This is a genomic window from Pseudomonas sp. ok266, from assembly GCF_900110195.1.
GTDB lineage: Bacteria > Pseudomonadota > Gammaproteobacteria > Pseudomonadales > Pseudomonadaceae > Aquipseudomonas > Aquipseudomonas neuropathica.
Genome location: NZ_FOCU01000009.1, coordinates 189,717 through 216,140, shown reverse-complemented (window position 1 = coordinate 216,140; position 26,424 = coordinate 189,717). Strand labels below are relative to the sequence as shown.

Sequence of the window (26,424 nt, the reverse complement as noted above, 5' to 3'; positions counted from 1 at the left end):
CAGTAAAATCCACGCAATAAAAAAGAGGCCCTGAACAGGGCCTCTTTTTTATTGCGCTTGAAGCGTTATATCCGACCGAGTAACAGCAGTACCAACAGCACCACCAACACCACGCCGATAATGCCCGAAGGACCATAACCCCAACTTCTGGAGTGCGGGAAGACCGGCAGACCACCGATCAGCAACAGGATCAGGATAATGATTAGAATTGTGCCCATGTTGATTTCCTTGTTGATAGCGTTCGAGAAGTCTTGGTATTCAAGGGCGACTGGAGACTAAGTAATTCCAGACGGCTTACAATTTCCGACCGGTGCGCATGAAGGAAAATTCAATGTTTTTTTAATGTATTTGGATTGCTCGATTATTTCCTTTGCAGCGAAAAGATCGCAGCCTCGTTTCACTCGACAGCGCCTACACGAATCCAAGTAGGAGCTGCCGAAGGCTGCGATCTTTTGATCTTGCATTCAGCAACTTGATGGAGCGTGGGCGCGCGCCGATCCTTCGCTACACTCCGCGCATCTTCCCCGGAACAACAAGGCTGTCTGCTATGCAAAATCGCATGATGATCACTGGTGCGGGCTCGGGCCTGGGTCGCGAAATCGCGCTGCGCTGGGCCCGTGAAGGCTGGCAACTGGCCTTGTCCGACGTCAGCGAACCCGGTCTGCAGGAAACCCTGAAAATGGTCCGCGAGGCCGGTGGCGACGGTTTTACCCAGCGCTGCGATGTGCGTGATTACAGCCAGCTCACCGCGTTCGCTCAGGCCTGTGAAGAAAAGCTCGGCGGCATCGACATCATCGTCAACAACGCCGGCGTGGCCTCGGGTGGCTTTTTCAGCGAACTGTCGCTGGAAGACTGGGACTGGCAGATCGCGATCAACCTGATGGGCGTGGTCAAGGGCTGCAAGGCGTTCCTGCCACTGCTTGAACAAAGCAAAGGCAAAATCATCAACATCGCCTCCATGGCGGCACTGATGCAAGGCCCGGCGATGAGCAACTACAACGTGGCCAAGGCCGGCGTGGTGGCACTGTCGGAAAGTCTGCTGATCGAACTGGCGCAGCAGGAAGTCGGTGTGCACGTGGTTTGCCCCTCGTTCTTCCAGACCAATTTGCTCGATTCGTTCCGTGGGCCGACCCCGGCGATGAAAGCGCAGGTCGGCAAGTTGCTGGAAAGTTCGCCAATTACGGCGGCGGATATCGCTGACTACATCTATCAGCAAGTCGCCGCTGGCGAGTTCATGATCCTGCCCCACGAACAAGGGCGCATGGCCTGGGCGCTGAAGCAGAAGAACCCGCAACTGCTCTACAACGAAATGACTTCAATGGCGGAGAAGATGCGCGCCAAAGCCAAACAGAACAACGGCTGACCTTGCCCGTTGCAGACAGCGTCGTTAGGGTGGCCGCACTGGTCACCTTGTCGAGACGCATCAATGCTCAATTACCTGTGGTTCTTTCTTGCGGCGCTGTTTGAAATCGCCGGTTGTTTCGCCTTCTTCATGTGGCTGCGTCAGGGCAAAAGTGCCTTGTGGGTGATTCCTGCGCTGCTCAGCCTGACCCTGTTCGCACTGTTGCTGACCCGTGTTGAAGCCAACTATGCCGGTCGTGCCTACGCCGCTTATGGCGGCATCTACATTGTCACTTCGATTGGCTGGCTGATGGTGGTCGAGCGCGTGCGTCCCTTGGGTTCGGACTGGATCGGCGTGGCGCTGTGCGTGATCGGCGCCAGCGTGATTCTGTTCGGGCCACGCTTTTCTGCTGCCTGAAGAGCTTTTGTGGGAAGTGTCTGACAGCTCGGGGCGATCATGGGTGTAAGGCAAGACTGATTTGCTCGCCGTGCATTGAAGAGGCGCGGCAAGCCGCGCATCTTCAGGGTTCGCTAACCCTGAAGGACGAATCTCATGCTTGTACTCAGCCGTGTCGTTGGTGAGTTGATTTCAATCGGTGATGACATCACCTTGCGCGTTCTGTCAGTGAACGGTGCCAGCGTGCGATTTGGCGTCGAGGCGCCACAAAAGGTCAACGTGCACCGCGCGGAGGTCTATGAGCGGATTCAGCGCAAGCAAGCCACGCAGAAAGTTCGCTGAGGATTTCAGTCGAACAGATGCTTGGGCACGTCGTGCTTGAGCATCAACTGGCACTGCTCGCTTTCCGGGTCGAAGACGATTAGCGCCTGGCCTTTGGTCAATGCCTGACGCACGCGCAGCACGCGGGTTTCCAGCGGCGTGTCATCACCGTTGTCGGTACCGTCGCGGGTGACGAAATCCTCGATGAGGCGGGTGAGGGTGTCGACTTCAAGTTGGTCGTGGGGAATAAGCATGGGCACCTCGGCTGAATCAATGGCGGGATGCTACGGCGATTGCGGGTTGCCTGCCAGTTTTGTGTTGCCTGTACCGACCTCATCGCGAGCAGGCTCACTCCTACAGGGGAACGCATTCCAAATGTGGGAGCCTGCTCGCGAAGGCGATGGTTCTGCCAACAAAGATTTAACTGTCGGAACGCTGGCCCACCAGACTGTCCACCGACGGTACTCGCGTATCGCTCTCCATCTGTGTGTCATGCTCAATCTGATGACTGAAGCGATCCAGTGAAGCATTCGCTGGCGCCGCATCGCTGGCGAACACCGGCGGGCTCAGAATGTAAGCGCCCAGCAAACGACTCAACGCCGCCAGACTGTCGATGTGCGTGCGCTCATAACCATGGGTCGCATCGCAGCCAAACGCGAGCAGGGCGGTGCGGATGTCGTGGCCGGCGGTCACCGCCGAGTGCGCATCGCTGAAGTAATAGCGGAACAGGTCGCGGCGCACCGGCAGTTCGTTTTCACCGGCCAGACGCAGCAAATGTCGCGACAGGTGATAATCGTACGGGCCGCCAGAATCCTGCATCGCCACACTCACCGCATGCTCGCTGGAGTGCTGGCCGGGAGCGACCGGCGCGATGTCGATGCCGACGAATTCGCTGACGTCCCACGGCAGCGCCGCCGCCGCGCCGCTGCCGGTTTCCTCGGTGATGGTGAACAGCGGGTGGCAGTCGATCATCAGCTCCTGGCCGCTGTCGACGATGGCTTTGAGTGCCGCGAGCAGCGCCGCAACGCCGGCCTTGTCATCGAGGTGACGGGCGCTGATGTGACCGCTTTCGGTGAATTCCGGCAGCGGATCGAATGCCACCACGTCGCCGATGCTGATGCCCAGCGAATCGCAGTCAGCCTTGGTCGCACAGTAGGCATCCAGACGCAGTTCGACGTGATCCCAACTGATCGGCATTTCATCAACGGCAGTGTTGAAGGCATGCCCGGACGCCATCAACGGCAAGACACTGCCGCGAATCACGCCGTTGTCGGTAAACAGGCTGACGCGGCTGCCCTCGGCAAAGCGGCTCGACCAGCAGCCAACCGGGGCGAGGGTCAGGCGGCCGTTGTCCTTGATCGCACGAACGGCGGCGCCGATGGTGTCCAGGTGCGCGGAAACGGCGCGGTCGGGGCTGTTCTTCTTGCCTTTGAGCGTGGCGCGAATGGTACCGCGTCGAGTCATTTCAAAGGGAATGCCGAGCTCTTCCAGACGCTCGGCGACGTAACGCACGATGGTGTCGGTAAACCCGGTGGGGCTGGGAATGGCGAGCATTTCCAGCAGGACTTTTTGCAGGTAGTTGAGATCCGGTTCGGGGATTTGCGTGGTCATGGAAACTCCTGATGGGTTGAGCACTGATCGTTCCCACGCTCTGCGTGGGAATGCAGCCGGGGACGCTCTGCGTCCCAAGAGTGGACGCAGAGCGTCCGGTGAGGCGTTCCCACGCAGACGGTTCGACGCCTCGACGTGGGAACGATCAGGAAAGGGTTAAATAGCCGGCTGACTGTGCGGAAACAACAAATCGACAAAGCGCTCCGCCGTCGGCTGCGGCTCATGGTTAGCCAGCCCGGCACGTTCGTTGGCCTCGATAAACACGTACTCGGGCTGATCCGCCGCCGGCACCATCAAGTCGAGCCCGACCATTGGAATGTCCAGCGCCCGCGCGGCTCGCACAGCGGCGTCGACCAGGGTTGGGTGCAGAATCGCCGTGACATCTTCCAGCGTGCCGCCGGTGTGCAGATTCGCCGTACGCCGCACAAACAGGTGCTCGCCGGCCGGCAGAATGCTGCTGTAGTCATAACCGGCCGCATGCAGGGTGCGCTGGGTTTCGTGATCCAGCGGGATCTTGCTTTCGCCACTGGTCGCCGCTTGCCGACGACGGCTCTGCGCCTCGATCAACGCGCCCACCGAATGCTGGCCATCGCCGACCACTTCCGCCGGCTTGCGAATCGCCGCCGCCACCACTTCAAAGCCAATCACCAGAATCCGCAGATCAAGCCCTTCGTGGAAGCTTTCGAGCAGCACGCGGCTGTCAAATTGCTTCGCCGTTTCGATGGCTTGCTGCACCTCTTCGATGCTCTGCAAATCCACTGCTACGCCTTGGCCCTGTTCACCGTCGAGCGGTTTGACCACCACCCGTTGATGCTCGTCGAGGAAGGCCAGATTGTCGTCGGCATTACCGGCCAGTTGCTGCGAGGGCAGGTTCAGTCCGGCGCCTTTGAGCACTTTGTGGGTCAGGCTTTTGTCTTGGCACAGGCTCATGCTGATCGCGCTGGTCAGGTCGCTCAGCGATTCGCGGCAACGCACGCGACGCCCGCCGTGGCTGAGAGTGAACAGCCCGGCATCGGCGTCATCCACTTGTACGTCGATGCCGCGTCGATGAGCTTCTTCAACGATGATCCGCGCATACGGATTGAACTGCGCTTCTGGCCCCGGGCCGAGGAAAAGCGGCTGGTTGATGCCGTTTTTGCGCTTGATGGCGAAGGTCGACAGATTGCGAAAGCCGAGCTTGGCGTAGAGGTTTTTCGCCTGCCGGTTGTCATGCAGAACTGACAGATCCAGATAGCTCAAGCCGCGACTCATGAAGTGCTCGATCAGGTGCCGCACCAGCACTTCACCAACACCCGGCCGCGAGCATTGCGGATCAACCGCCAGGCACCACAGGCTGCTGCCGTTTTCCGGGTCGTTGAAAGCCTTTTGATGGTTCAGGCCCATGACGCTGCCGATCACCGCGCCGCTGTCTTCATCCTCGGCCAGCCAGTACACCGGGCCGCCCTGATGATGCGGAGTGAGCCGCGTGGCATCGATCGGCAACATGCCGCGCGCCTGGTACAACAGATTGATCGCCTGCCAGTCCGCCTCACTTTGCGCGCGGCGAATACGAAAGCCGCGAAACACACGGGTGGCCTGGCGGTAATCGCTGAACCACAGGCGCAGGGTGTCCGACGGGTCGAGAAACAGTTGCGTCGGTTCCAGGCCGAGGATCTGCTGCGGCGCCGCGACGTACAGCGCGATATCACGCTCGCCGGGCTGCTCTTTGAGCAGCTCCTGCGCCAGCGATGCCGGGTCGGGAAACGTGTGGCCGATCAGCAACCGGCCCCAGCCGCAATGGACGGCGATCGGGTCGGCGGCCAGCATGCTGCCATCTTCGGCCAGACGCGCCTGCAAGCGTTCATAGGACGGCGTCTGACCGCGTAGCAGCCGTTGGTTGATGGCCGTGGCGTGGGGTTTCATCAATCAGATTCCTTGTTCACTGAGCCACAGGTTCAGGGCAGCCAGTTGCCACAACTTCGAACCGCGCAACGGCGTCAGTTGGCCTTGCGGATCGGTTAGCAATTTGTCGAGCATGGCCGGGTTGAACAGACCGCGATCCTGACTCGGATCGAGCAGCAGTTCGCGCACCCAGTTCAGCGTGTCGCCCTGCAAGTGCTTGAGGCCCGGCACCGGGAAGTAGCCTTTTTTACGGTCGATCACCTCACTCGGGATGACTCGGCGCGCGGCTTCTTTGAGCACTTGTTTGCCGCCGTCAGGCAGCTTGAATTGGCCAGGCACTCGGGCCGAGAGTTCTACCAGTCGATAGTCGAGAAACGGCGTACGCGCCTCCAGGCCCCAGGCCATGGTCATGTTGTCGACGCGTTTGACCGGGTCATCGACCAGCATCACCGTGCTGTCCAGACGCAAGGCTTTGTCCACCGCCGCATCGGCGCCGGGCTGGGCGAAATGTTCTTTCACAAAGTCGCCGGCTGCATCGTTCGCGGTGAGCCATTTGGGCTGCACGGTGGCGGCGTAGTCATCGTAGCTGCGGTCGAAAAACGCATTGCGATACGCCGCGTACGGATCCGCCGCACCGTCGACTTGCGGGTACCAGTGATAACCGGCGAACAATTCGTCAGCACCCTGGCCGCTCTGCACCACTTTGCAGTGCTTGGCCACTTCGCGCGATAGCAGATAGAAGGCGATGCAGTCATGGCTGACCATCGGCTCGCTCATCGCGCGGAACGCGGCGGGCAATTGCTCGATGATTTCTTTCTCGTCGATGCGCAGTTGATGATGCTGAGTGCCGTAGTGTTTGGCGATCAGATCCGAGTACTGGAATTCGTCACCGCGTTCGCCGCCGGCATCCTGGAAACCGATGGAAAAGGTCGAAAGGTTGTCGACGCCGACTTCACGCAACAGGCCGACGAGCATGCTCGAATCGACGCCGCCGGACAGCAGCACACCGACATCCACTGCCGCGCGTTGACGAATCGCCACCGCTTCGCGGGTGCTGTCGAGGACGCGATCAACCCAATCTTCGAGGGTCAGATTTTTCTCATCATCGTGTGGGCCGTAAGGCAGGGTCCACCAGGTTTTCTGTTCGGTGGTGCCATCGGCTTCAACGCGCATCCAGGTCGCCGGTGGCAGTTTTTCGATGCCGGCTAGCAGGGTGCGTGGCGCGGGGACCACGGCATGGAAATTCAGGTAATGATTGAGCGCCACCGGATCGAGGATCGGGTTGATGTCGCCGCCCTTGAGCAACGCTGGCAACGCCGAGGCAAAGCGCAGACGCTGGCCAGTACGCGACAGGTACAAAGGCTTCACGCCGAGACGGTCGCGGGCGATGAACAGGCGTTTGGCGTCGCGTTCCCAAATGGCAAACGCGAACATGCCATTGAGCTTCGGCAGCAGCGCTTCGCCCCAGGCGTGGTAGCCCTTGAGCAGCACTTCGGTGTCGCCACCGGAGTAGAACGCGTAACCCAGCGCTTCAAGTTCGGCACGCAGTTCCGGGAAGTTGTAGATCGCGCCGTTGAAGGCCAGGGACAAGCCCAGCTGGCTGTCGATCATCGGCTGCGCCGAGCCGTCCGACAGGTCCATGATTTTCAGGCGACGGTGACCCAGGGCAATCGGCCCTTGGGCATGGAAGCCCCACGCGTCGGGGCCGCGAGGGGCCAGGTGATGGGTGATTCTCTCGATCGCTGCAAGGTCTGCAGGTTGTTGATCAAAACGTAACTCGCCAGCTAATCCGCACATAAAGTCCTTACCGGTTTTTCCGTTGGGGAGGGTGTTTCTTCAGCGGCCGAAATGGCCGGTACTCAGAAACTGACCCGGTGCGGTTGTGGGAGTTTTAGAACGATAAGTTATAAGCGGCGCCGTCAGACCAGTGGGCCAACGTCATGGCCCGTGGTCTTCACTTCATTTGCCGCGAATCAACCGACGTAACGCAAAGCGGTTGGGGTGACAGGCTTCGGCGACACTGCGTGGCAGCGGCAGAGGTTCATTGTCCAGCCATGCGGCGAGCAGTTCGCCAGACAGTGGCGCGGTGATCAGCCCGCGAGAGCCGTGGCCGCTGTTGACGTATAAACCGTCCAGCCAAGGGCAGGCGATGTCCGGCACTTGGCGGGCGTCTTTGCTCAGCGCCGAGTAGGTGTCGAGGAACGCTTCGCGGTCGGCGAGGGGGCCGACAATCGGCAAATAGTCAGGGCTGGTGCAGCGAAAGGCTGCGCGGCCCTGAAGATTTTCGACCGGCTGTTCACTGATGTGCAGACGCGTAACCAGATCGCTTGAGATCTCTTCGAGCATCGCCAGATTGCCCACGTGTTCGGCGGTGGTCGGCGTCAGGTCATCGCTGTTGAAGTCGAAACTGGCGCCGAGCGTGTGTTCGCCCAGACGGGCAGGCGCGACGTAGCCTTCGGCGCAGACCACAGTGGCCAGTGCCTGGCTTTCTGCGGTTTCGGCGAGGCGGGTGATCTGCCCGCGAATGCGCTTGAGCGGTAACTCGGCGCTCTGCGCAAAACATTTGATGTCGGCGGCACCGGCCAACACCACGACCGGCGCGCTGGCGAGCAAGCGGTCACCGTCGCGGGCTTGCCACTGGTCATCGACCCTGCGCAGTTGCAGTGCTTGGCAATGATTGAGCAGTTCGATGTTCGCCTGCGCCGCTTGCGCCTGACACAACGCCGGCGGATGCACCCAACCGCCTTCGGGATAGTACAAGCCGCCATGGGCCAGACCGACCCCGGCACGGGCCTGCGCCTCGGGCTGATCCAGCCACTGCAACAGGTCTTCCGGGAAGGCTTCGGCCAACTGGGCGTGACGCTCGGCTTCCTTGGCATTGAACGCCAGTTGCAGCACGCCGCAAGCGTCCCAGTCGGTGCCGCGTTGCAGGGTTTCCAGCAGGCGTCGGGTGTAACCGAAACCGCTGACGATCAGTTGCGACAGTGCCGTGCCGTGGGCGGACAATTTCAGGTACAGCACGCCCTGCGGATTGCCCGAGGCTTCTTGCGCCACCGCCGCATGGCGTTCGAGCAACGTCACCTGCCAGCCACGTGCGGCCAGGCTGGACGCCGTGGCGCAGCCGGCGAGACCGGCGCCAATCACCAGCGCTCGACGTTCAGCCGCGATCGGTGCAGGACGAGCGAACCAGGGTTTTTCCGGTGTCGGCGGCGTCACTTCCGCCGGCCAGCCGAGAAACTCGCCACGGAGGATTTCCCACTTGTGACCGATGCCCGGCGTGCGCTTCATTTTGAACCCGGCAGCGTTGAGCAAACGGCGAACCCAACCGGTACTGGTGAAGGTGCTGATGGTTGAGCCGGGCGCTGCCAGTCGCGCCAGCTCGACAAACAGTTCGGCAGTCCACATGTCGGGGTTTTTTGCCGGGGCGAAACCGTCGAGAAACCACGCATCAATCTGCGCGTCGAGCTGCGGCAGTTGTTCCAGGGCATCGCCGATCAACAGCGTCAGCGTCACGCGGCCGTGGGCCAGGGTGATGCGCTGAAAGCCGGTATGGATCGCCACGTAATGCCGTAGTAACTGATCGGCCAGTGGCTTGAGTTCCGGCCATAGGGCAAGCGCACGTTTCAGGTCGGCAGGGCTCAGCGGGTATTTTTCGACGCTGACGAAATGCAGGCGCGCACCCGCCATGGCGTGCTGCTCGAACAACTGCCAGGCGCAAAGAAAATTCAGCCCGGTGCCAAACCCGGTTTCGCCGATGACCAGTCGCCCACCCGCCGGCAGCGCGGCAAAACGCTCGGCCAGGCGGTTCTGTTCGAGGAACACGTAACGGGTTTCTTCCAGCCCTGACTGGTCGGAAAAGTACACGTCATCGAATACCCGCGAACGCGGGCGTCCGTGGTCATCCCAATCGAGTTGGGCGTGGGGCAATACAGGTTTCATGGCAGGCTCGGCAACGACAAGGCGGCCATTCTAGCCGATCGCGCAGGGGCTGCTTGATCCATGGCAAGGCTTGCGCCCGTTGACTCACGGACAATCCGCCAGCCGTGGGAATTTCTGCGCCGCTGCTGTGCCCAATCCGCTAGTCTTGCTGAATCCTGGAAGGAGCCGTCCCATGTTTGAATCCGCTGAAATCGGTCACGCCATCGACAAAGACACCTTTGATGCGGCCGTCCCAGCATTGCGTGAAGCCTTGCTCGAAGCTCAGTTCGAACTGCAGCAGCAGAAGCGTTTTCCGGTGATCATCCTGATCAACGGCATTGAAGGCGCGGGCAAGGGCGAGACGGTCAAGTTGCTCAACGAGTGGATGGACCCGCGCCTGATCGAAGTGCGCACGTTCGATCAGCAGACCGATGAAGAGTTGTCGCGGCCACCGGCGTGGCGCTACTGGCGAATGCTCCCGGCCAAGGGGCGCATGGGCATCTTTTTCGGCAACTGGTACAGCCAGATGCTGCAGGGGCGGGTGCATGGCTTGTTCAAGGATCCGCGTCTGGATCAGGCGATCGCCGGCGCCGAGCGTCTGGAAAAGATGCTCTGCGATGAAGGCGCTCTGATCTTCAAGTTCTGGTTTCACCTGTCCAAGAAACAGATGAAGGCCCGGCTCAAAGCGTTGGCCGATGATCCGCTGCACAGCTGGCGCATCAGCCCGCTGGACTGGCAGCAATCGGAAACCTACGACAAGTTCGTCAAATACGGCGAGCGCGTGCTGCGCCGTACCAGTCGCGATTACGCGCCGTGGCATGTGATCGAAGGCGCCGACGCCAACTATCGCAGCCTGGCGGTCGGCAAGATTCTCCTCGAAGGTTTGCAAAATGCGCTGAAGCGTCCGGACGTGCATCCGCACGATGTCAGCGCCGCGCCGTTGGGCACGCCGGTCGATCAGTTGAACCTGCTCGACAGCCTCGACCTGACCCAGCGTCTGGAGAAGAAAGACTACGAAGAACAACTGATCACCGAGCAGGCGCGCTTGTCTGGGCTGATGCGCGACAAACGCATGCGCCGCCACGCGCTGGTGGCGGTGTTCGAAGGCAACGATGCCGCCGGCAAGGGCGGGGCGATCCGTCGGGTCGCGGCGGCGCTCGATCCACGGCAATACAACATCGTGCCGATCGCCGCACCGACTGAGGAGGAGCGCGCTCAGCCGTACTTGTGGCGCTTTTGGCGGCACATTCCGGCGCGCGGCAAGTTCACCGTGTTCGACCGCTCTTGGTACGGCCGGGTGCTGGTAGAGCGGATTGAGGGTTTCTGCACGCCGGCCGACTGGTTGCGTGCCTACGGCGAAATCAACGATTTTGAAGAGCAGCTGTCCGACGCCGGAGTGATCGTCGTCAAGTTCTGGCTGGCTATTGATAAAGATACGCAGATGGAGCGTTTCCAGGCGCGCGAAGCGATCCCCTTCAAACGCTTCAAGATCACCGAAGACGACTGGCGCAACCGCGACAAGTGGGACGCCTATCGCGCTGCAGTCGGCGATATGGTCGACCGCACCAGCTCGGAGATCTCGCCATGGACGCTGATCGAGGCCAATGACAAGCGCTGGGCCCGGGTGAAGGTGTTGCGCACGATCAACCGTGCACTGGAACAGGCCTTCGAGAAATCCGACAAGCACGCGAAGAAACACAAGGACTGAGCCGATAGACGCGCATACGCGGGGTGAATGATTGTCGCGGTGGTTGATGCGGTGGACTTATGCTCGGTCCACTCTCAACCGACTACAACAATGAGGTATGCCATGCGTGAAGTGGTGATCGTCGACAGCGTGCGGACTGGCCTGGCCAAGTCCTTTCGCGGCAAGTTCAACCAGACCCGTCCCGATGACATGGCGGCCCATTGCGTCAACGCGCTGCTTGAGCGCAACGACATCGATCCGGCCAGCGTCGAGGACTGCATTGTCGGCGCCGGCTCCAACGAAGGCGCGCAGGGCTACAACATCGGTCGTAACGTCGCGGTGCTGTCGCGTTTGGGCACCGGCACCGCCGGCATGACCCTCAACCGTTTCTGTTCGTCGGGCTTGCAGGCGATTGCGATTGCTGCCAACCAGATCGCTTCGGGTTGCAGCGACATCATCGTGGCCGGCGGCGTCGAGTCGATCAGCCTGACGATGAAAAGCGTCAACAACGATCACCTGATCAACCCGCTGCTGAAGCAGCAAACGCCGGGCATCTACTACTCGATGGGCCAGACCGCCGAAGTGGTCGCGCGGCGTTATGGCGTCAGCCGTGAAGCGCAGGATCGCTATTCATTGCAGAGCCAGATCCGCACCGCTCAGGCGCAGGCTGCGGGACTGTTCAACGATGAAATCGTGCCGATGGCGGTGAAGTATCGCGTCGAGGACAAAAACACCGGTGCAGTGCAGATTCTCGACGGTGTGGTTGATCGCGACGACTGCAATCGCCCGGACACCACCTATGAAAGTCTCGCCGGATTGAAACCGGTGTTCGCCGAGGATGGTTCGGTGACGGCGGGCAACTCCTCGCAGCTGTCCGACGGTGCGTCGATGACGCTGGTGATGAGCTTGGAGAAAGCCTTGCAGTTGGGCCTCAAGCCGAAAGCATTTTTCCGCGGCTTCACCGTGGCCGGTTGCGAGCCGGACGAAATGGGTATCGGCCCGGTGTTCTCGGTGCCGAAGCTGCTCAAGGCCAAAGGCTTGCAGGTGGCGGATATCGATCTGTGGGAACTGAACGAGGCGTTTGCTTCGCAGTGCCTGTACAGCCGGGATCGGCTGGAGATCGATAATCAGAAATACAACGTCAATGGCGGCTCGATTTCCATTGGTCACCCGTTTGGCATGACCGGGTCGCGGCAGGTCGGGCATCTGGTGCGGGAGTTGCAGCGGCGTAATCTGCGTTACGGCATCGTCACCATGTGCGTGGGCGGCGGGATGGGCGCGACGGGGCTGTTTGAGGCGGTGCGTTAATCCTCAATTCACTAGTTGTCTGTTCAGCCCTCTTCGCGAGCAAGCTCGCTCCCACAGTAGATCTTCAGTGAACACTGATTTTGTGTACACCAGAGATCCAATGTGGGAGCGAGCTTGCTCGCGAAGGGATCTACCGGGTTTACCGGTTGGAATCCTGTAGCTGCATCCGCGCGATATACGCCTTTATTTCCTGCTCAGCCTTCTCGGGACTGTCGAACGGCCCCTCAAGGGTATTTTCCCGAGTGCTGAAAAACAGTTCGCCATTGACCCGGCACAAGCGATCACTGCGAAAGTGCGTGGCGGGGGCGCTGTCCTGCGCGCGCATTGCTAACATGATCGGTCTCCTTGGCTGGTGCGCTGAAAGGGATCCATTGAGCTTATGCCTGAAGCATTTGGCGCGCCTGTACAGCCGATCAACGGCGCGACGTCAATTTAATGCTGCGACCTGAACAGTTTCATTCGCGTCCTGGCCTTAACTGTCCCTGTGTGTCGGTTCATGGCGCGCCTAGAATGAGCGCACTTGTCAGCAGGCTTTGGGGTTTCCATGCACATTTCATCGGGTCGCTGGGTGTACGGCTTGTTCCTGGCGCTGCTGACCGCGTTTCTGTGGGGCATCCTGCCGATCAAACTCAAACAGGTGCTGCTGGTGATGGACCCGGTCACGGTGACCTGGTTTCGTCTGCTGGTGTCCGGTGGCTGTCTGTTCATCTATCTGGCGGCGGTGAAACGTCTGCCCAATCGCAAAGTGCTGGGTCCCAGGGGTGGTTGGCTGGTGCTGATGGCGGTACTCGGGCTGGTCGGCAACTATGTGCTGTACCTGATGGGGCTCAATTTGCTCAGCCCCGGCACCGCGCAACTGGTGGTGCAGATGGGCCCGATCATGTTGTTGATCGCCAGTCTGTTTGTGTTCAAGGAGCGTTTCAGTATTGGTCAGGGAATCGGGTTGGCGGTGCTGTTGATCGGTTTCGTGCTGTTTTTCAATCAACGACTGGCAGAGCTGCTGACCTCGTTGTCGGATTACACCGCCGGGGTGTTGCTGGTGCTGTTGGCGTCGACGGTGTGGACCTTTTATGCGCTGGGTCAGAAGCAATTGCTGACGGTATGGAATTCGTTGCAAGTGATGATGGTGATCTACCTGTTCTGCGCACTGTTGCTGACGCCGTGGGTGCATCCGCTCGAAGCGCTGAACCTCAGCCCGTTGCAGGGCTGGCTGCTGCTGGCGTGCTGCATGAACACGTTGATTGCCTATGGCGCGTTCGCTGAAGCGCTGGCGCATTGGGAAGCGTCGCGGGTGAGTGCGACGTTGGCGATCACGCCGTTGGTGACCTTTGGCGCAGTAGCGATTGCGGCGGGGATCTGGCCCGAATATGTGCATGCCGAGCAGATCAACGGGTTGGGTTATGGCGGGGCGGTGCTGGTGGTGCTGGGGTCGGCGCTGGTGGCGTTGGGGCCTTCGTTGATTGCCGGGTTGAAGGCGCGGCGGTTGAAGATGGCAGCCAGTTAAACCGCGTCGCCCCCATTCGCGAGCAAGCTCGCTCCCACATTCGACTGCATTCTCATGTTGGAAATGCGCCCAAATGTGGGAGCGAGCTTGCTCGCGAAGACGGACTTTCAGGCTCTACAAAACTTAACCCTTGGCGCCTGCCTCGATCATATTCTCCGGCCGCACCCACGCATCAAACTCTTCATCCGTCAGATAGCCCAACGCCAACGCCGCCTCACGCAAGGTCAGCCCTTCGCTGTAAGCCTTCTTGGCGATCTCCGCCGACTTGTCATAACCAATGTGCGGATTCAGTGCCGTCACCAGCATCAGCCCGCGCTCCAGGTGTCGGGCCATGACTTCGGCGTCCGGCTCCAGCCCGGCAATGCAGTGCTGCTGGAAGTTGCTGCAGCCATCGGCGAGCAGGCGGATCGATTGCAGCAGGTTGTGGATGATCACCGGTTTGAACACGTTCAACTGCAAGTGACCCTGACTCGCGGCAATGCCGATGGTCACGTCGTTGCCCAGCACCTGACAGGCGAGCATCGACAATGCCTCGCACTGGGTCGGGTTGACCTTGCCGGGCATGATCGAGCTGCCCGGCTCATTTGCCGGCAGCCGCACTTCGGCAAAACCTGCGCGTGGGCCGGAGCCGAGCAGGCGCAGGTCGTTGGCGATTTTCATCAGCGCCACGGCGAGGGTTTTCAGCGCGCCGGACAGGCTGGTCAGGGGTTCGTGGCCGGCGAGGGCGGCGAACTTGTTCGGCGCGGTGACGAAGGGCAGGCCGGACAGCGCCGCCAGTTCTGCAGCAATCGCCTCACCAAAACCATGCGGCGAATTCAGCCCGGTGCCGACCGCGGTGCCGCCCTGGGCCAGTTCACACACCGCTGGCAGCGCGGCGCGGATTGCGCGTTCGGCGTAATCCAGTTGCGCGATGAACCCGGACAACTCCTGACCGAAGGTGATCGGCGTCGCATCCATCATGTGCGTGCGACCGGTTTTCACCAGTTTCATGTGCCGCGCGGCCAGTTCGGCGAGGCCGCCAGACAACTCGGCAATCGCCGGCAGCAGTTGTTCCTGCACGGCCTGGGCGGTGGCAATGCTCATGGCGGTGGGGAAGCAGTCGTTGGAGCTTTGCGAGCGGTTGACGTGATCGTTCGGGTGCACCGGCGTCTTGCCGCCGCGCGGGTTGCCGGCCAGTTCGTTGGCGCGCCCGGCGATGACTTCGTTGACGTTCATGTTGCTCTGCGTGCCGCTGCCGGTCTGCCAAACGACGAGCGGAAACTGGTCGTCGTGCTGGCCGTCGAGCACTTCGTCGGCAGCCTGTTCGATCAGGCGGGCGATGTCGGCGGGCAAATCGCCGTTACGGTCGTTGACCCGTGCAGCGGCTTTCTTGATCAGGGCCAGAGCGTGCAGTACCGGCAGCGGCATGCGTTCCTGACCAATGGCGAAGTTGATCAGCGAGCGTTGCGTCTGAGCACCCCAGTAGGCGTCGTCCGGGACTTCGATCTGGCCCAGGCTGTCGGTTTCGATACGGCTCATCGTGCACACTCCTGTTGGTCTGTTTGCGCAGTTTAGGCCGGCATCGGCCGTGGTGGTTCCCTCGAACCGATTGTTGACCGGTAAAACCCGGCCAATCAAGCACGGCAAGGCTCGGGGGTTGAGCCACGAGGTTTTTTAGGCGCAGAATGGTCGCCCTTGGGGTTTTACCTCGCCTAGCTGAAAAGGAAACTCGATGACTCGTCTTCGTGCCATCTGCACCGCGGTTGCACTGGTTTGCGCCAGCGGCCAGGTGCTTGCCGATACCGCCAGCCACAACGCCAGTGCTGAAGCTTTCCTGACCCTGGCGCACGCTGACAAGCTGGGCACTCCGGTGTACATGCAAGTGCAGCAAATGTTCGCTCAGCGTTTTGAACAGACCAAAGCCCCGGAAGCCAAGAAAGCCGTACTGGAAACCTACCAGGCCAAGGCCAACGCCGCCCTGGACCAGGCCATCGGCTGGAACAAGCTCAAGCCTGACATGGTCAAGCTTTACACCAGCAACTTCAGCGAATCCGAGCTGAAAGACCTGGTCGCGTTCTACCAGTCGCCACTGGGCAAGAAAGTCCTGGAAAAAATGCCGCAGCTGACCCAGCAATCGGCCCAGATGACCCAGGCCAAACTGGAAAGCGCCGTGCCTGTCGTCAACAAGCTGCTCGACGACATGACCAAAGAGCTGGACCCGAAAGGCGCTGCTGCGCCGGCCAAGAAGAAGTAAGCGGAGTTCGTGATGACCATGCAACAACGCATCGAATCGACGCTGGCCCTGCTTCAGCCTGAGCACCTGCAAGTGCTGGACGAAAGCCACATGCACAGTCGCGGGTTGCAGACGCACTACAAGGCCGTGGTGGTCAGCGCGCAGTTTGACGGCCTGAACCGGGTCAAGCGCCACCAGAAAGTCTACGGCACGCTCGGTGAGCTGATGGGCGAGTTCCATGCGTTGGCGCTGCACACCTACACCCCGCAGGAATGGGCAGAGATCGGCGCCGCTCCGGCATCGCCAACCTGTGCTGGCGGCAGTAAGCATTAAGCTTCGGTTTTTTGCTAGAATCCGCAACGCGCCGCTTACCCGGCGCGTTTTTTTTGAATCCGGTTCACCCTTTGCGAGGGTAGCCACCTGGAGAAATACCCATGACACAACCGATTGTCGTGGCGGCACTGTATAAGTTCGTCACCCTCGAAGATTACGTCAACCTGCGCGAGCCGCTGCTGCAAGCGATGGTCGACAACCAGATCAAAGGCACCCTGCTGATCGCCGAAGAAGGCATCAACGGCACGGTGTCCGGCACTCGCGAAGGCATCGACGGTCTGCTCACCTGGCTCAAGAACGACCCACGCATGATCGACATCGATCACAAAGAGTCGTACTGCGACGAGCAGCCGTTCTATCGCACCAAGGTCAAACTGAAGAAAGAGATCGTCACCCTCGGTGTCGAAGGCGTCGACCCGAACAAAAAGGTCGGCACCTACGTTGATCCGCAAGACTGGAACGCGTTGATCAGCGACCCGGAAGTGCTGTTGATCGACACCCGTAACGATTACGAAGTATCGATCGGCACTTTCGAAGGCGCCATCGATCCGAAAACCACCAGTTTTCGCGAATTCCCCGACTACATCAAAGAACACTTCGACCCGGCCGTGCACAAGAAGGTCGCAATGTTCTGCACCGGTGGCATTCGCTGTGAGAAAGCTTCGAGCTACATGCTCGGCGAGGGTTTCGAAGAGGTTTACCACCTCAAGGGTGGCATCCTGAAGTACCTCGAAGAGGTGCCGCAGGAAGAAACCAAGTGGCAGGGCGACTGCTTCGTGTTCGACAACCGCGTGACCGTGCGTCACGACCTCAGCGAAGGCGACTACGATCAATGTCATGCCTGTCGCACACCGGTCAGTGTTGAAGATCGCACCAGCGAGCATTACGTTGCCGGCATCAGTTGCCCGCATTGCTGGGACACGTTGAGCGAGAAAACCCGCCGCAGCGCCATCGACCGGCAGAAGCAGATCGAACTGGCCAAGGCGCGCAACATGCCGCACCCGATCGGCTACAACTACAAGCAAGCATCCACCGAGGCTTAATCATGTCTGCGCGCCTGCTCTATGTGATGGATCCGATGTGTTCGTGGTGCTGGGGTTTTGCTCCGGTGGCCAAGGCATTGGTTGAGCAGGCGCAAGCAGCCGGGGTGGAGTTGCATCTGGTGGTCGGTGGTTTGCGCACCGGCAGCGGCTCGGCGCTGGAGCCGACCACGCGTCGCTACATTCTTGAACACTGGCAAGCGGTCACCGAGGCCACCGGTCAACCGTTCAAGTTTGAAGGTGCGTTACCTGACGGTTTTGTCTACGACACCGAGCCTGCCTGCCGCGCGATCGTCACGGCGCGCAGTCTGGCGCCGGATTGCGCGTGGACATTGGTCGGACTGATCCAGCAGGCGTTTTACGCTGAAGGCCGCGATGTCACCCAGGCCAGTGTATTGGTCGAGTTGGCGGAGAAGGCCGGTGTGCCGCGCATCGAGTTCGCGGCGTTGTTCGATCATGCCGATCAGCACAAAGCCACTCAGGCCGATTTCAGTTGGGTGCAGGATCTGGGCATCGCCGGTTTCCCGACCCTGCTCGCCGAACGCAATGGCCAACTGGCGCTGCTGACCAATGGCTATCAACCGCTCAGCGAACTGTCGCCATTGCTCGGCCGCTGGCTGGAGCGCGCCGCCTGTGCCTGACCTGGCCGATGACACGCCAGCCGTAAAGCGTGTCGACCGGCTGAGCTGGGCAGAAGTCCGGCGACTGGCACTCACTCACAAAAAATCCCTATGGATTGCCAACGGCGTGGCTGTGCTGGCGACGCTGTGCAGCGTGCCGATTCCATTGCTGTTGCCGCTGCTGGTGGACGAAGTCCTGCTCGGCCATGGCGATGCCGCGCTGAAAGTCATGAACCATGTGCTGCCGACGATGTGGCAGCAAGCGGCCGGCTATATCGGCCTGATGTTGCTGGTGACCCTTACCCTGCGTTGCAGTTCGCTGTGCTTTGGTGTGTTGCAGTCGCGGCTGTTTGCACGGCTGGCCAAGGACATCGTCTATCGTATTCGCGTGCGTCTGATCGAACGCCTCAAGCGGATTTCCCTCGGCGAATACGAAAGCCTCGGTAGCGGCACAGTAACGACGCACCTGGTCACTGATCTGGATACCCTCGACAAATTCGTCGGCGAAACCCTCAGTCGCTTTCTGGTGGCGATGCTGACGCTGGTCGGCACCGCGAGCATCCTGATGTGGATGCACTGGAAACTGGCGCTGCTGATTCTGCTGTTCAACCCGCTGGTGATCTACGCCACGGTGCAGTTGGGCAAACGCGTCAAACACCTGAAGAAGCTTGAGAACGACAGCACCTCGCGCTTCACCCAGGCGTTGAGCGAAACCCTTGATGCGATTCAGGAGATCCGTGCCGGCAACCGTCAGGGTTTCTTCCTCGGGCGGCTCGGTCTGCGCGCGCAGGAAGTGCGTAACTACGCGGTCAACTCGCAGTGGAAAACCGACGCTTCCAACCGTGCCAGCGGTTTGTTGTTCCAGTTCGGCATCGACATCTTCCGCGCGGCGGCGATGCTCACGGTGTTGTTCTCCGACCTGTCGATCGGCCAGATGCTCGCGGTGTTCAGCTACCTGTGGTTCATGATCGGCCCGGTTGAACAACTGCTCAATCTGCAATACGCCTATTACGCGGCGGGCGGGGCGCTGGCGCGGATCAACGAACTGCTGGCGCGCGCCGATGAGCCGCAATATCCCGGCGGTGTCGATCCGTTCAAGGGCCGGGACACCGTAGGTATTCAGGTACAGGGCCTGAGCTTCGGCTACGGCGATGACCTGGTGCTGGATCAACTGAATCTGTCGATTGCTCCTGGTGAAAAAGTTGCGATTGTCGGCGCCAGTGGCGGCGGCAAAAGTACCCTCGTGCAATTGCTGCTCGGGCTCTATACGCCACTGTCCGGCACCATCCGCTTCGGCGGTTCGACCCAGCAGGAAATCGGTCTGGACACGGTTCGCGAAAACGTCGCAGTGGTGTTGCAGCACCCGGCGCTGTTCAACGACACCGTGCGCGCCAACCTGACCATGGGCCGCACCCGCAGTGACGAGGCGTGCTGGCAGGCGCTGGAAATCGCTCAGCTCGAAGCGACCATCCGCGCCTTGCCCAATGGTCTGGACAGTATCGTCGGCCGCTCCGGCGTGCGCCTGTCCGGCGGGCAGCGGCAACGTCTGGCCATCGCGCGGATGATCCTCGCCGAACCGAAAGTCGTGATCCTCGACGAAGCCACCTCGGCCCTCGACGCCGCCACCGAGTACAACCTGCATCAGGCCATGGCGCGCTTCCTCAATGGCCGCACCACGCTGATCATTGCCCACCGACTGTCGGCGGTGAAACAGGCTGATCGCGTGCTGGTGTTCGATGGCGGTCAGGTCGCTGAAGATGGCGATCATCAGCAGTTGATTGCCGATGGTGGTCTGTATGCCAAGCTCTATGGTCATCTGCAGCAGATCCAGCGCCCTTGAGTTTCGTGCCGGTTTCTGTGCTTAGTGCTTGAATTGCATTAAGTAAAATCACTCGGAACGCCCGTACAGTCCCGCCATTTGCACAATCGACCTAGAGGACGGCAGAGCTGTCCCTTTGACTTGGCGAAAATTAGCCTAGGCTGAGCTGTCAGGAGCGGGATTTTCCGGTGTTCATCTGGCAGTGCTTGCGCAAGGGATCTCATGAAGCAAAAGCGGACTCTCGGAACGCCACGGTTGTTGGGCATCGTCTGGCCATTTATTGCCGTCGTGTTGTTTCAAGCGTTATTGGGCGGCGTGAGTCTTTACGTGCTCTCGGCGGTTCGCGGTTACGTCGCTGGTGAAAGCCTCTGGTCCAAGGGCCAGAAAGACGCGATTTACTACCTCAATCTCTACGCCGACAGCCGTGACGAGGCGATTTTCCTCAAGTACCGCACTGCGATCGGTGTGCCGCAAGGCGGGCATCAGTTGCGCCTGGCGCTGGATCATCAACCGCCGGATCTGGCCGCGGCGCGCGAAGGCATTCTCAAGGGTGGCAACCACCCGGACGATGTTTCCAGCCTGATCTGGCTGTACCTCAACTTCCGCCATTTCAGTTATCTGGAAACCGCAATTGACCGCTGGACGGTCGGTGACGCCTATCTGGTCGAGCTGGATGACGTGGCGCAGGAGATGCACCGCAGCATTTCGCAAAACACCGCCAGCAGCGCCGATATCCAGGGTTGGAAGGCACGCATTTTTGCCATCAACGATGGCGTGACCCCGGCCGCGAAAGCCTTCAGCGATGCGCTGGGCGAAGGCTCGCGGATGATCCTGCGGCTGCTGCTGTTGACCAATCTCGCCACAGCGCTGGGGCTGATCGTGCTGGCCCTGTGGCGCACGCACAAGTTGCTCAAACAGCGCCATGCCTTTGCCGAGGCGCTGCAACTGGAGAAGGATCGGGCGCACGTTACCTTGCATTCGATCGGTGATGGCGTCATTACCACCGACGTCAGCGGCGCTATCGATTACATGAACCCGGCCGCTGAAGCCATGACCCACTGGAAAGCCGAACAGGCGGCGGGTTTGCCGCTGGCGGCATTGTTCAATCTGCTCGACGACAACGCCCAGTCCGAAGGGCTGACCCTGATCGAGCACATTCTCAGCGGCAAGCTCAGTGGCGGCAGCGAGCACTCGAAGCTGATCCAGCGCCTTGATGGCACGACATTGTCGGTGACCCTGGTCGGCGCGCCGATCCGTAATGCCGGAAAGGTCAGTGGCACGGTGCTGGTGTTGCACGACATGACCCAGGAACGGCAATACATCGCCAATCTGTCGTGGCAGGCCACCCATGACGCGCTGACCGGGCTGGCTAACCGTCGCGAGTTCGAATATCGCCTGGAGCAGGCGCTGCACAATCTCACCCGCCATACCGGGCGGCATGCGCTGATGTTCCTCGATCTTGATCAATTCAAACTGGTCAACGACACCTGCGGCCATGCCGCCGGCGATGAGTTGTTGCGGCACATATGTACGTTGCTGCAGTCCGGACTGCGCGAGGGCGATACGCTGGCGCGACTGGGTGGTGATGAGTTCGGCATTTTGCTGGAGAACTGCGCGCCGGACGCGGCGGAAAAGATTGCCGAGGCGCTGCGTCAGACTGTGCAGAATCTGCACTTTGTCTGGAAGGGGCGGCCGTTCCTGACCACCGTGAGCATTGGCCTGGTGCATATCGCACAAGTCCCGACGACCCTCGAAGCCTCATTGCGTGCCGCAGATATGGCCTGTTACATGGCCAAGGAAAAGGGCCGCAACCGCGTGCAGGTTTATCACGCTGACGATTCCGAACTGTCCCTGCGCTTTGGTGAGATGGCCTGGGTGCAACGCTTGCACATGGCCCTGGAGGAAAACCGTTTTTGTCTGTACGCCCAGGAAATCGCTCCGCTCAAGTCGGGTGACAACAACGGTGGGCATATCGAGATTCTGCTGCGTCTGCACGATGAAGCCGGGCGGATGATTCTGCCGGACAGTTTCATTCCCGCCGCCGAGCGCTATGGTTTGATGAGTCAACTGGATCGTTGGGTAGTTCAGAATGTATTTAAGGTTATTGCTCAATGTATTGCCCAAGAACATCAACAACCTTTAGCAATGTGTGCGATTAATCTGTCAGGCATTACTATAGGAGATGACGCGTTTTTGCACTTTCTGCGGGAACAGTTTGTTAACTATGCAATACCGCCTGAAATGATTTGTTTTGAAATTACAGAAACCAGTGCAATTTCAAATCTGGGCAGTGCAATAAGATTTATTAATGAACTCAAAGGCTTAGGTTGCTATTTTTCGTTAGATGATTTTTGCGCCGGAATGTCTTCATTCGCTTATCTGAAACATTTGCCTGTAGACTTCCTGAAGATCGACGGGAGTTTCGTAAAGGATATGCTGGACGACCCGATTAACCGCGCAATGGTCGAAGTGATCAATCACATCGGGCATGTCATGGGTAAAAAGACAATTGCCGAGTTTGTTGAAACAACCCAGATCGAGCAGGCCCTGCTTGAAATTGGTGTGGATTACGCTCAGGGTTATGTTATAGAACGCCCACAGTTGTTTACCTGCGACAGTTTGCAAAGTCGGCCCGCCAGACCGCAACCGCTGTTATTCAAAGCGCCTGGCACGTTCCGTTGAAGTCTCTCGCCGATCCTTACAATCACAAATCAAAAGGAGCCGAACAGTGATCGACACATTCAACCGAACCGGACCACTCATGGAAGCTGCAAGTTATCCTGCCTGGGCACAACAGCTCATTGCGGATTGCAGCGAGAGCAAGCGCCGGGTTGTCGAACATGAACTTTACCTGCGCATGCGTGATAACAAGCTCAGCGCCAGAACCATGCGTCAGTACCTGATCGGGGGCTGGCCGGTGGTTGAGCAATTTGCGCTGTACATGGCGCAGAATCTCACCAAAACCAGGTTTGCCCGGCATCCGGGCGAAGACATGGCGCGGCGCTGGCTGATGCGCAATATCCGCGTTGAACTCAATCATGCGGATTATTGGGTGCACTGGAGTCGTGCACATGGCGTCAGTCTGGAAGACCTTCAGGCCCAACATGTGCCGCCCGAACTGCATGCCTTGAGTCATTGGTGCTGGCACACCAGCTCAGCCGATTCGTTGATTGTGGCCATCGCGGCCACCAACTATGCCATCGAAGGCGCGACCGGGGAGTGGTCGGCGCTGGTCTGCTCCACCGGCGTGTATGCCGCAGCGTTTCCCGAAGAGGATCGCAAGCGCGCGATGAAGTGGTTGAAGATGCATGCCCAGTACGACGATGCCCATCCGTGGGAGGCGCTGGAAATCATCTGCACCCTGGCCGGGATGAACCCGAGCAAGGCCTTGCAGGCCGAGTTGCGTCAGGCCGTCTGCAAGAGCTATGACTACATGTATCTGTTTCTGGAGCGTTGCATGCAACTGGAGACGTCGGAACGCTTGCTGGTCAACCGAGAGCGCAGGGCGGTAGTCGAGAGCTGATTCAAGCCTCACGCAATACCAATGTGGGAGCGAGCCTGCTCGCGAAGGGGTCATGTCAGTCAGCACTGCGTTGACTGATTCACCGCTTTCGCGAGCAAGCTCGCTCCCACACTGTTTTGTGTTGCCTGAAAGGCTTAGCCCGCCATCGCCAGGCGGTTGCGACCTTCACGCTTGGCCACATACAACGCACTGTCAGCGCGGCGCAGCAAGCTGTCAGCCGATTCGCCCGGCAACAACGTCGAACATCCCAGGCTCACCGTCAATTCAATCAACTGCCCATCGGCATAGTATTCGGCCGCCTGCGTCGCATAACGAAGGCGTTCGCCGACCATTGCCGCCGCATCCCGGCTGGTGTTGGACAGCAGCACCAGAAACTCCTCACCACCGTAACGGAACACCATGTCGACGTTGCGCAGTTGCGCCTTGATTGTCGCGGCGATGGCTTTAAGCACGTCATCGCCGGCGCTGTGGCCATGGCTGTCGTTGACCCGTTTGAAGTGGTCGATATCGAGCATCAGCAGCGACAACGGTTGTTGATGTCGGCGAGACATATCGATCTCCCGCTGCAGGGTTTGCTCCATGGCGATGCGGTTACCGGCGCCGGTCAGCGGATCGCGCAGGGCACTCTGAGTCGCCTCGCGATAAAGCAGCGCGTTGCGCATCGGGTACAGCAAGGATGACAGTAACGACTCCAGTTGACCTTGTTCCTTGTCGTTGAAGCGTTGATTGCGACGGAACACCAGTTCGCCCATGTGCTCGCCTTCGTGGCTCAGGGTATAGCTGATCGAGTGGTGGCCGCGGGCACCGAACTCCAGACGCAGGTCACTGCCCTGATGCACGTAGCTAAGCGCGTCCAGGGGCACGAGACGCTGAACTTCGCGGAAAAACAGACCGAGGATGCGTTGCGGCTCGAGGCTGGTTTGCAGTTGCAGGCTCATTTGCTGGCGCAATTGCGCAAGACTGGCCGGTCGCTCCAGAAGGGGAGGCAGCTGACCAAAGCCCAGGCGTTGCAATTTGGCACTGTCAAAGTCAATTGCATTGGTCTGGGAGGGTGATTTCATATGGCGTGAGCCCCTAAAGCAGTAAGTCTGTCTTACAGGCTGGGTGAGAGCGGCTATGGGCTGCGCGTCATACTGATCCATCAGTCCCGTAGGACATTTGGCGTAAGTTTAGTCTGCCTGAAGACGATTAGTCAGCTATCGAATTCGGCCTTGCCCCACTGCCTTCACACGGCATGCTTTGAGGAAATTTAGAGCGAAAGTCGTGCCATTCGGTTCGGTTTTATTTAAACCGTTTGGAATCAACAGGTTGGCTGAACAAGGGGGAGGGGCGCGGTGGAAAATTGACTGAAATATGACAGTCGCCAGCGGCAAATGCATGCCGCGACAGGAATCTGCCGCGGCAACAAAAGCGACGTATGGCAGTCATTGCGCGTTGAAGGCCTGGCCATTGATGCCGGTGCTGTCCGGGCCCATCAGGTACAGGTAGACCGGCATGATTTCTTCCGGTGTCGGGTTGTTCAGCGGGTTTTCCCCCGGATACGCCTGGGCGCGCATGCTGGTGCGCGTGCCGCCCGGGTTGATGCTGTTGGAGCGTACCGGCGCGACACCGTCGACTTCATCGGCCAGGGTTTGCATCAAGCCTTCGGTGGCGAACTTCGATACGCCATAAGCGCCCCAGTACGCACGGCCCTTGCGCCCGACGCTGCTGGAGGTGAACACCACCGAGGCATCCTGCGACAGCTTGAGCAGCGGCAGCAGGGTGCTGGTCAGCATGAACATGGCGTTGACGTTGACTTGCATGACGCGCATGAAGTTTTCACCGGACAACTGTTCGATCGGCGTGCGCGGGCCGATGATCGAAGCGTTGTGCAGCAGGCCGTCGAGGTGGCCGAACTCGGTCTCGATCATCGCGGCCAGCTCATCGTACTGATGGGGCAGGGCGGTTTCGAGATTGAACGGAATCACGGCGGGTTGCGGATGCCCGGCAGCCTCGATCTCGTCATACACCTGCGTCAGGTTCGCTTCGGTTTTGCCCAGCAGCAATACCGTAGCGCCATGGGCGGCGTAGGTTTTTGCGGCTGCCGCGCCGATCCCGCGACCGGCACCGGTGACCAGAATGACCCGATCCTTGAGCAATTCGGGGCGAGCGGAATAATCAAACATAAAAACCTCATCAAGTCAGATCGTTCCCACGCTCTGCGTGGGAATGCAGCCAATGACGCTCTGCGTCAGGTCTCAGCAACTGCAAAGCGCGCTATCGAGCACCTTGCGCAGCTCCGACGGATGATCCACCACCACATCCGCGCCCCAGTGGCGCGGGTTGTCGTCCGGATGGATATAACCGAACGTCACCGCAGCGGTTTTCGTCCCGGCATCGCGCCCCGATTCGATATCGCGCAAATCATCGCCGACAAACAGCACCGTCGCCGGATCCAGATCAAGCATCTTGCACGCAAGGATCAACGGTTCCGGATCCGGCTTGCTGTTTTTCACGTGATCCGGGCAGATCAGCAATGCCGAACGCTCGGCCAGTCCCAGTTGCTGCATGATCGGCTCGGCAAAGCGCAGTGGTTTGTTGGTGACCACGCCCCAGATCAGCTTGGCCTTTTCGATATCGGCCAGCAGTTCACCCATGCCGTCAAACAGTTTGCTGTGCACGGCGCAGCCAACCAGATAGCGCTCAAGGAACTCCAGACGCAGTTCTTCGAAGCCCGGCGACTCCGGGTCCATCGAAAACGTCACCGCGACCATGGCTTTGGCGCCACCGGAAATCTCGTCGCGGATGTGCTTGTCGTTGATCGGCGGCAAGCCGCGATCTGCACGCATGGCCTGGCAGATGGCGATGAAGTCCGGCGCCGTGTCGAGCAGGGTGCCGTCCATGTCGAAAAGAACTGCTCTGATCGCCAT

At 59.8% G+C, this 26,424-nt stretch carries 24 protein-coding genes; 13 read left to right on the top strand and 11 right to left on the bottom strand.

Annotated features, from left to right (window positions below; genetic code table 11):
* Positions 1-65: 65 nt before the first annotated feature.
* Positions 66-224: a DUF3309 family protein gene (locus tag BMY54_RS18480; protein ID WP_175559632.1), complete on the bottom strand. Its 159-nt coding sequence runs from the start codon at positions 222-224 to the stop codon at positions 66-68.
* A gap of 323 nt (positions 225-547) precedes the next feature.
* Between BMY54_RS18480 and BMY54_RS18475 the strand changes: the two genes are divergently transcribed.
* The 3 genes from BMY54_RS18475 (at position 548) to csrA (ending at position 2,080) form a co-directional block, all read left to right on the top strand.
* Positions 548-1,363, top strand: coding sequence for an SDR family oxidoreductase (locus BMY54_RS18475; RefSeq protein ID WP_093435347.1), 816 nt, complete (start codon positions 548-550; stop codon positions 1,361-1,363).
* 63 nt (positions 1,364-1,426) lie between these two features.
* Positions 1,427-1,759 (top strand): YnfA family protein, encoded by a 333-nt coding sequence (locus tag BMY54_RS18470; protein WP_016985989.1) that lies wholly within the window; start codon positions 1,427-1,429, stop codon positions 1,757-1,759.
* Positions 1,760-1,894: 135 nt separating this feature from the next.
* Positions 1,895-2,080, top strand: coding sequence for a carbon storage regulator CsrA (gene csrA, locus BMY54_RS18465; protein ID WP_016985988.1), 186 nt, complete (start codon positions 1,895-1,897; stop codon positions 2,078-2,080).
* Positions 2,081-2,085: 5 nt separating this feature from the next.
* Here the strand turns inward: csrA and BMY54_RS18460 are convergent, their stop codons facing one another.
* The 5 genes from BMY54_RS18460 to mnmC form a co-directional block, all read right to left on the bottom strand.
* Positions 2,086-2,313 carry a YheU family protein gene (locus BMY54_RS18460; protein WP_003199186.1) on the bottom strand — a complete coding sequence of 76 codons (228 nt, stop codon included), beginning with the start codon at positions 2,311-2,313 and terminating at the stop codon, positions 2,086-2,088.
* A gap of 166 nt (positions 2,314-2,479) precedes the next feature.
* A complete protein-coding gene (locus BMY54_RS18455; RefSeq protein ID WP_077574040.1) occupies positions 2,480-3,670 on the bottom strand; it encodes an osmoprotectant NAGGN system M42 family peptidase in 1,191 nt (396 codons plus the stop codon).
* A gap of 156 nt (positions 3,671-3,826) precedes the next feature.
* On the bottom strand, positions 3,827-5,572 hold the full coding sequence (gene ngg, locus BMY54_RS18445; RefSeq protein ID WP_093435342.1) for an N-acetylglutaminylglutamine synthetase: 1,746 nt from the start codon (positions 5,570-5,572) through the stop codon (positions 3,827-3,829).
* Between the two features lie 3 nt (positions 5,573-5,575).
* Entirely contained in the window at positions 5,576-7,348 is a 1,773-nt protein-coding gene (locus BMY54_RS18440) for an N-acetylglutaminylglutamine amidotransferase (protein WP_093435339.1), read from the bottom strand.
* 162 nt (positions 7,349-7,510) lie between these two features.
* Positions 7,511-9,490: a bifunctional tRNA (5-methylaminomethyl-2-thiouridine)(34)-methyltransferase MnmC2/FAD-dependent 5-carboxymethylaminomethyl-2-thiouridine(34) oxidoreductase MnmC1 gene (mnmC, locus tag BMY54_RS18435; RefSeq protein WP_093435336.1), complete on the bottom strand. Its 1,980-nt coding sequence runs from the start codon at positions 9,488-9,490 to the stop codon at positions 7,511-7,513.
* Positions 9,491-9,662: 172 nt separating this feature from the next.
* On the opposite strand from mnmC, the gene pap reads away from it, so the two are divergent.
* Together pap and BMY54_RS18425 are read left to right on the top strand one after the other, a co-directional pair.
* Positions 9,663-11,177: a polyphosphate:AMP phosphotransferase gene (pap, locus tag BMY54_RS18430; protein WP_093435333.1), complete on the top strand. Its 1,515-nt coding sequence runs from the start codon at positions 9,663-9,665 to the stop codon at positions 11,175-11,177.
* Between the two features lie 102 nt (positions 11,178-11,279).
* Positions 11,280-12,464 carry a thiolase family protein gene (locus BMY54_RS18425; protein ID WP_093435330.1) on the top strand — a complete coding sequence of 395 codons (1,185 nt, stop codon included), beginning with the start codon at positions 11,280-11,282 and terminating at the stop codon, positions 12,462-12,464.
* Between the two features lie 139 nt (positions 12,465-12,603).
* Here BMY54_RS18425 and BMY54_RS18420 read toward each other — a convergent pair whose 3' ends face one another.
* Positions 12,604-12,798: a DUF6316 family protein gene (locus tag BMY54_RS18420; RefSeq protein ID WP_093435328.1), complete on the bottom strand. Its 195-nt coding sequence runs from the start codon at positions 12,796-12,798 to the stop codon at positions 12,604-12,606.
* Between the two features lie 210 nt (positions 12,799-13,008).
* Here BMY54_RS18420 and BMY54_RS18415 point away from each other — a divergent pair, with 210 nt between their 5' ends.
* Positions 13,009-13,968: a DMT family transporter gene (locus BMY54_RS18415; RefSeq protein WP_093435325.1), complete on the top strand. Its 960-nt coding sequence runs from the start codon at positions 13,009-13,011 to the stop codon at positions 13,966-13,968.
* Positions 13,969-14,091: 123 nt separating this feature from the next.
* Here the strand turns inward: BMY54_RS18415 and BMY54_RS18410 are convergent, their stop codons facing one another.
* Complete coding sequence (locus BMY54_RS18410; protein ID WP_007908383.1) at positions 14,092-15,486, bottom strand: class II fumarate hydratase; 1,395 nt, start codon at positions 15,484-15,486, stop codon at positions 14,092-14,094.
* Positions 15,487-15,679: 193 nt separating this feature from the next.
* On the opposite strand from BMY54_RS18410, the gene BMY54_RS18405 reads away from it, so the two are divergent.
* The 7 genes from BMY54_RS18405 to BMY54_RS18375 all read left to right on the top strand — a co-directional run bounded on the left by BMY54_RS18405 (position 15,680) and on the right by BMY54_RS18375 (position 23,515).
* Entirely contained in the window at positions 15,680-16,201 is a 522-nt protein-coding gene (locus BMY54_RS18405) for a DUF2059 domain-containing protein (RefSeq protein ID WP_034155305.1), read from the top strand.
* A 12-nt stretch (positions 16,202-16,213) separates the two neighbouring features.
* Positions 16,214-16,513 carry a BolA family protein gene (locus BMY54_RS18400; protein WP_064391455.1) on the top strand — a complete coding sequence of 100 codons (300 nt, stop codon included), beginning with the start codon at positions 16,214-16,216 and terminating at the stop codon, positions 16,511-16,513.
* Between the two features lie 101 nt (positions 16,514-16,614).
* Complete coding sequence (locus BMY54_RS18395) at positions 16,615-17,556, top strand: oxygen-dependent tRNA uridine(34) hydroxylase TrhO (RefSeq protein ID WP_093435323.1); 942 nt, start codon at positions 16,615-16,617, stop codon at positions 17,554-17,556.
* 35 nt (positions 17,557-17,591) lie between these two features.
* Positions 17,592-18,194 (top strand): DsbA family protein, encoded by a 603-nt coding sequence (locus BMY54_RS18390; RefSeq protein ID WP_175559631.1) that lies wholly within the window; start codon positions 17,592-17,594, stop codon positions 18,192-18,194.
* On the top strand, positions 18,187-20,013 hold the full coding sequence (locus BMY54_RS18385; RefSeq protein ID WP_093435319.1) for an ABC transporter ATP-binding protein: 1,827 nt from the start codon (positions 18,187-18,189) through the stop codon (positions 20,011-20,013). Before BMY54_RS18390 ends, BMY54_RS18385 begins: the two co-directional genes overlap by 8 nt.
* Positions 20,014-20,214: 201 nt before the next feature.
* A complete protein-coding gene (locus tag BMY54_RS18380; protein ID WP_093435317.1) occupies positions 20,215-22,674 on the top strand; it encodes an EAL domain-containing protein in 2,460 nt (819 codons plus the stop codon).
* Between the two features lie 79 nt (positions 22,675-22,753).
* On the top strand, positions 22,754-23,515 hold the full coding sequence (locus BMY54_RS18375) for an iron-containing redox enzyme family protein (protein WP_189661354.1): 762 nt from the start codon (positions 22,754-22,756) through the stop codon (positions 23,513-23,515).
* A gap of 134 nt (positions 23,516-23,649) precedes the next feature.
* On the opposite strand, the gene BMY54_RS18370 is transcribed toward BMY54_RS18375, so the two are convergent.
* The 3 genes from BMY54_RS18370 to mupP form a co-directional block, all read right to left on the bottom strand.
* Positions 23,650-24,576: a GGDEF domain-containing protein gene (locus tag BMY54_RS18370; RefSeq protein ID WP_093435313.1), complete on the bottom strand. Its 927-nt coding sequence runs from the start codon at positions 24,574-24,576 to the stop codon at positions 23,650-23,652.
* 363 nt (positions 24,577-24,939) lie between these two features.
* Entirely contained in the window at positions 24,940-25,680 is a 741-nt protein-coding gene (locus BMY54_RS18365) for a YciK family oxidoreductase (RefSeq protein WP_025113079.1), read from the bottom strand.
* Positions 25,681-25,752: 72 nt separating this feature from the next.
* Positions 25,753-26,424: an N-acetylmuramic acid 6-phosphate phosphatase MupP gene (gene mupP, locus BMY54_RS18360; RefSeq protein WP_093435311.1), complete on the bottom strand. Its 672-nt coding sequence runs from the start codon at positions 26,422-26,424 to the stop codon at positions 25,753-25,755.

Bases quoted from the DNA above. Each gene is read 5' to 3' on its own strand.
- BMY54_RS18475 (WP_093435347.1), top strand. From the start codon at position 548: ATGCAAAATCGCATGATGATCACTGGTGCGGGCTCGGGCCTGGGTCGC.
- BMY54_RS18470 (WP_016985989.1), top strand. From the start codon at position 1,427: ATGCTCAATTACCTGTGGTTCTTTCTTGCGGCGCTGTTTGAAATCGCC.
- csrA (WP_016985988.1), top strand. From the start codon at position 1,895: ATGCTTGTACTCAGCCGTGTCGTTGGTGAGTTGATTTCAATCGGTGAT.
- BMY54_RS18460 (WP_003199186.1), bottom strand. From the start codon at position 2,313: ATGCTTATTCCCCACGACCAACTTGAAGTCGACACCCTCACCCGCCTC.
- BMY54_RS18455 (WP_077574040.1), bottom strand. From the start codon at position 3,670: ATGACCACGCAAATCCCCGAACCGGATCTCAACTACCTGCAAAAAGTC.
- ngg (WP_093435342.1), bottom strand. From the start codon at position 5,572: ATGAAACCCCACGCCACGGCCATCAACCAACGGCTGCTACGCGGTCAG.
- BMY54_RS18440 (WP_093435339.1), bottom strand. From the start codon at position 7,348: ATGTGCGGATTAGCTGGCGAGTTACGTTTTGATCAACAACCTGCAGAC.
- mnmC (WP_093435336.1), bottom strand. From the start codon at position 9,490: ATGAAACCTGTATTGCCCCACGCCCAACTCGATTGGGATGACCACGGA.
- pap (WP_093435333.1), top strand. From the start codon at position 9,663: ATGTTTGAATCCGCTGAAATCGGTCACGCCATCGACAAAGACACCTTT.
- BMY54_RS18425 (WP_093435330.1), top strand. From the start codon at position 11,280: ATGCGTGAAGTGGTGATCGTCGACAGCGTGCGGACTGGCCTGGCCAAG.
- BMY54_RS18420 (WP_093435328.1), bottom strand. From the start codon at position 12,798: ATGTTAGCAATGCGCGCGCAGGACAGCGCCCCCGCCACGCACTTTCGC.
- BMY54_RS18415 (WP_093435325.1), top strand. From the start codon at position 13,009: ATGCACATTTCATCGGGTCGCTGGGTGTACGGCTTGTTCCTGGCGCTG.
- BMY54_RS18410 (WP_007908383.1), bottom strand. From the start codon at position 15,486: ATGAGCCGTATCGAAACCGACAGCCTGGGCCAGATCGAAGTCCCGGAC.
- BMY54_RS18405 (WP_034155305.1), top strand. From the start codon at position 15,680: ATGACTCGTCTTCGTGCCATCTGCACCGCGGTTGCACTGGTTTGCGCC.
- BMY54_RS18400 (WP_064391455.1), top strand. From the start codon at position 16,214: ATGACCATGCAACAACGCATCGAATCGACGCTGGCCCTGCTTCAGCCT.
- BMY54_RS18395 (WP_093435323.1), top strand. From the start codon at position 16,615: ATGACACAACCGATTGTCGTGGCGGCACTGTATAAGTTCGTCACCCTC.
- BMY54_RS18390 (WP_175559631.1), top strand. From the start codon at position 17,592: ATGTGTTCGTGGTGCTGGGGTTTTGCTCCGGTGGCCAAGGCATTGGTT.
- BMY54_RS18380 (WP_093435317.1), top strand. From the start codon at position 20,215: ATGAAGCAAAAGCGGACTCTCGGAACGCCACGGTTGTTGGGCATCGTC.
- BMY54_RS18375 (WP_189661354.1), top strand. From the start codon at position 22,754: ATGGAAGCTGCAAGTTATCCTGCCTGGGCACAACAGCTCATTGCGGAT.
- BMY54_RS18370 (WP_093435313.1), bottom strand. From the start codon at position 24,576: ATGAAATCACCCTCCCAGACCAATGCAATTGACTTTGACAGTGCCAAA.
- BMY54_RS18365 (WP_025113079.1), bottom strand. From the start codon at position 25,680: ATGTTTGATTATTCCGCTCGCCCCGAATTGCTCAAGGATCGGGTCATT.
- mupP (WP_093435311.1), bottom strand. From the start codon at position 26,424: ATGGCGATCAGAGCAGTTCTTTTCGACATGGACGGCACCCTGCTCGAC.